The organism is Rhodococcus sp. CX (assembly GCF_015865005.1).
GTDB lineage: Bacteria > Actinomycetota > Actinomycetes > Mycobacteriales > Mycobacteriaceae > Rhodococcus.
Window position 1 is genome coordinate 1 of sequence record NZ_JADZGH010000254.1, and the last position, 4,010, is coordinate 4,010.

The 4,010-nt window shown below is 73.4% G+C and carries 4 protein-coding genes; 2 read left to right on the forward strand and 2 right to left on the reverse strand.

The genetic code is table 11. The annotated features are described in order from the left end of the window. Together I0Q12_RS27670 and I0Q12_RS27675 are read right to left on the reverse strand one after the other, a co-directional pair. The coding region (locus I0Q12_RS27670; RefSeq protein WP_197256671.1) for a dynamin family protein at positions 1–844 on the reverse strand (844 nt) is incomplete at its 3' end. 56 nt (positions 845–900) lie between these two features. Continuing rightward, positions 901–2,505, reverse strand: a complete 1,605-nt coding sequence (locus tag I0Q12_RS27675) for an IniB N-terminal domain-containing protein (RefSeq protein WP_197256673.1) — start codon at positions 2,503–2,505, stop codon at positions 901–903. A gap of 230 nt (positions 2,506–2,735) precedes the next feature. Here I0Q12_RS27675 and I0Q12_RS27680 point away from each other — a divergent pair, with 230 nt between their 5' ends. Then, positions 2,736–3,062 (forward strand): hypothetical protein, encoded by a 327-nt coding sequence (locus I0Q12_RS27680; protein WP_197256675.1) that lies wholly within the window; start codon positions 2,736–2,738, stop codon positions 3,060–3,062. A 15-nt stretch (positions 3,063–3,077) separates the two neighbouring features. Next, positions 3,078–4,010 (forward strand): Hsp70 family protein (locus I0Q12_RS27685; protein ID WP_269437708.1); only part of this gene is annotated, 933 nt, incomplete at its 3' end.

The following is a 4,010-nucleotide window of genomic DNA, read 5'->3' on the forward strand; positions in this document are numbered from 1 at the left end:
CCGCGCGCCGGTCGGCGTCGGCACCGCGGGCGAGGACCCGGTCGCGCAGGTGGTCGTAGACGGCCGCGAACCCCGACTCCCTGTGCAGCGATTCGTCGTCGAGGCGTAGCGCGTGCTCGCGCAGCAGCGACGACACCGGCAGCAGTGGGACCTCGAGGTCGGCGCGCTGCAGGTGGGTGCGGTCGGCGTCGACGATCGCCCGCCAGTGCGGATACAGGTCTGTCTTGGTGACGAGCACCGCGACCGCCGGGCACAGCGTCCGGACCTGCCGCAGGAAGCTCACTTCCGGCGCGGTGAACTCCTGGCTCGCGTCCGAGACCACGAACACCGCGTCGGCGGACGAGAGCAGCGTGAGGGTCGCCGACGTGTGCGGGTTGGTGTGCCCGCCGACACCCGGGGTGTCGACGAAGACGAGTCCGTCGGCGAGCAGCGGGCTCGGCACGTTCACCTCGAGCCGCCGGATCTCGTGTCCGTCCGCGTGGGCGCTGCGCAGTTCGGTGAGCGGGATCGGAACCCGCTCCGGGTCCGCGCCCGGTTCGGCGACCACCAGTGCGGCCGATGCCTCGGCCGCGTGCTGGACGAGGGTCGGGACCGCGGTCGTCTCGTCGTCACCCACCGCGCACACGTCGAGCCCGAGCAGCGCGTTCACGAAGCGGCTCTTGCCCTGGCCGAGCGACCCCACCACGACGACCCGCAGCCGCGGATCGACCACCCGCGTGCGGGTCGCGGCGAGCCTGGCGGCGAGGTCGGCGCGGCCCGCGGCGCGGGTGTGTTCGGTTGCCTCGTCGACGAGTTCGGCGAGTGTGGCGCGACGGCTCGCGGGGTCGACCGGTGTGTTCTGCATGATGCTGCGTCGGCTCGCCTTCTGTTGTCGATCGAGGGTGATTATGACGGCCCGGCTCAGTTCAGGAGGTCGTCGATGTCGACGGAATCCGGGCCGACCTGGCTCGATCCGCCGACGATCAGGCCGTTGCCGCCGAGCGAGGAGTCGAATAGACCGCCGGTGCCGGCGGCGTTGCCGAACACGTCGCCCGGGTCGAGCGACGACCACACGTCCGCCGCATCCTGGACCCCGCCGGACAGCGAAGTCCCGAGGTCCGCGGCACCCTGCAGTCCCGCTCCCAGGCCGGCGCCGAGATCGACGCCGAGGTCCGCTGCTCCCCCGACGGCACCCGAAACTCCGGCACCGAGGTCCGCGGCACCCGTCACTGCGCCGTCGACGGCTCCGGACACTCCACCGGCCAGACCGGCCGCGGCGTCGGCCGCCCCGGACACGGCACCGTCGACCGCACCGGACACCGCACCGGTGAGCTGACCACCGGCCTCTGCCGCGGTGTCGACCGCAACCAGGCTGTCGGCGACGAGCCCGCCCGTCACATCCGCACCGGCCGCCAGGCCGCCGCCGAGGGTGGTGGAGAGCTGCGCGCCGAGATCGGCGGCCACGTCGGCACCGACGGACACACCGGTCGCCAGGTCACCGCCCAGCCCGGCCCCGGCCTCGCCACCGACCTGCAGCACCGAGTCGACCGCAGCCGACAGGTCGGCAGCTGCACCCACACCGGCGGACACATCCACACCGCCGGACAGATCGGCGCCGAGGTCGAGGGCGGAGCCGACGGCACCGCCGAGCGAACCACCCAGTTCCGCTCCGGCCCCGAGCGCGCCTGCCAGTGCGGTACCGACCGCGACGCCGAGGGCCGCGCCGCCGCCCACCGCGGCGTCGACCGCGGTGGAGAAGTCGCCACCGGCGGACAGTGCCGTGTCGAGCAGGCCCCCGAGGGCAAGGCCCACCTGGCCGCCGAGGTCGCCACCGACCCCGAAGACCGCCTCGAGGGTGGCGCCGAGATCGGCACCGGCAGCCACGCCCCCGGCCGCACCGAGAGCGGCGTCCAGCGCGGCACCCAGGTCCGCGGCGACGCTTCCGTCGAGCCCGAGACCACCGGCGAGTGCGCCCGAGACCGCCCCACCGAGGTCGGTGGCAACTCCTCCGCCGAGGCCCAGCGTGGCGTCGAGGACGGATCCGACGGCCGCACCCAGGTCGACGCCGGCCTGCCCACCCACCTGCAGGACCGCTCCCAGAGCGGTGGCCAGCTCGCTCACCGCACCGATGTCGAGACCGGTGTCGAGGTGCAGATCGCCGTCCGCCTCGGATTCGGCCTCCGCCCCGAGACCGAGGCCGAGACCACCACCCAGGCCGCCACCGAGACCGGCACCCAGACCGAGCCCGGCACCGGCAGCGGCGCCCAGCCCGGCGCCACCCACGAGACCGGCGGCGGCAGTGCCGGCGATCGTGCCGGCTCCGCTCAGGGCGGCGGTCAGGTCGGCGGCCGATCCCGCGAACAGACCGGTGTCGGCGACCAGCGGCGCGACCGCGACGATGTCGGCGTGGCACACGTCGGTCAGCCCGGCCTCGGCGAGCACCAGGTCGGGGTTCTCGCAGTAACGGGCCAGGGCGTCCTCGTCGCGGAACAGGGCGAGGATGAAGTCGAGCACAGCGTTGGACATCGCGATCTCCTTGAGCGTTCGGGGCTGATTTCGAACGTAGGAACCCCCGGCCCCCGCACCCAAGGGGGTCGGCACCCCCACCTGCCTGCGTCGGTACATTAGGGGCTCGAGCGGCAATAGGGGCCGGGCCCCACCATTCAGACGCCCCGCTAACGAAAGGCAGCCGCGAAACGACATATCCGGTCGACCCGGCGGAGCCGTCCCGCCACGAATTTCGTCAGGAGCGACCGATGACAGCAGGACTGGGCGTCACGATCGGATGGGCGAACGCGGTGGCTGCCGCCATCGTGCCCGAACGACCGGACGATCCGACGGTCCTGCGGCGGCCCACCGTCGTGCGCTTGCACGACGACGGCACCGCCGAACTGGGCCACGAGACGGGCACGCGGGTCTTCACCGACTTCGTGCACAGAGTCGGAGACCCTGTCGGCATCCTGTCCGAGGACGGCACCTCGGTCACCGGCGAGGACCTCACCGCGACCGCGGTGTCCTGCCTGCTCCACGCGTCTCCGCCGCACGGGGCTGCGACGGTGTGCTCGGGCCACGTGGCCGGGTAGGTCACCGTCGACGCGCTGCGCGGGGCACTCGACCGCGCGGGTCTGCACTGGGCGACGCTGATGCCCGAACCGGTGGCTGCGGTGCACTGGCTCCGGTCGGCGCACGGTCCGCTCGGCGACGAGGTCGTCGTGGTCTACGACCTGGGTGCGCACACCCTCGACGTCGCGGTGCTCCGCACCGGCGCCGAACCCGAGGTGCTGGGCCGCCCGCTGTCGACCGACGAGGTGAGCGGCGACGTGCTCGATCACCTCGTGACCACCCATGTGCTCGACGCCGTCGGCGACGTCGACCTCGACCTGTTCGAGCCGGCCACCGTGGAGGCGCTCACCGAGCTGCGGGCCCGGTGCCGCGCGGCGAAGGAGGAGTTGTCGGCGGATACCGACGCCGTCGTCGCGGTCGATCTGCCGGGTGTCCGACGCGATGTGCGGCTGGTACGTGACGAGGTCGAGGAACTCGCGCGGGGTCCGGTGCGAGATTCGCTGCCGCTGATCTCCGAGGCGCTGCGCGGCGCCGACATCGACCCGTCCGATGTGAGCCGCGTTCTGCTCGTCGGTGGCGGATCCTCCATACCCCTTGTCGCCGAATCGATTTCGTTCGAACTCGGCCTGCCGGTCACGGTCGCGCCCCAGCCCGCCGACACCGCGGCGACCGGTGCGGCGCTCGACGCGGCGCACAGGCTGGCGGACCCGGCTGCCGCCACACCGGAGCCGATCCGCCCGGCCGACGATGCGTCCACGACAGAACTGTCCGTGGTGGTCCCGCCCGCCGCGTTCACCCGCCCGGCGGTCGCACCGCGGGAGCCCGTCCAACCGCTGCGATCCAAGGCCCGCAGGTTCGCGCTGATCGGCGCCGCCGCCGCCGCAATCGTGGTCATCACCGGCGGCGGACTCGCGGTCGGCACGCTGACGGCAAGCACCGGCGTGGTGGTCGGCTGGTCCGGCGTGGTG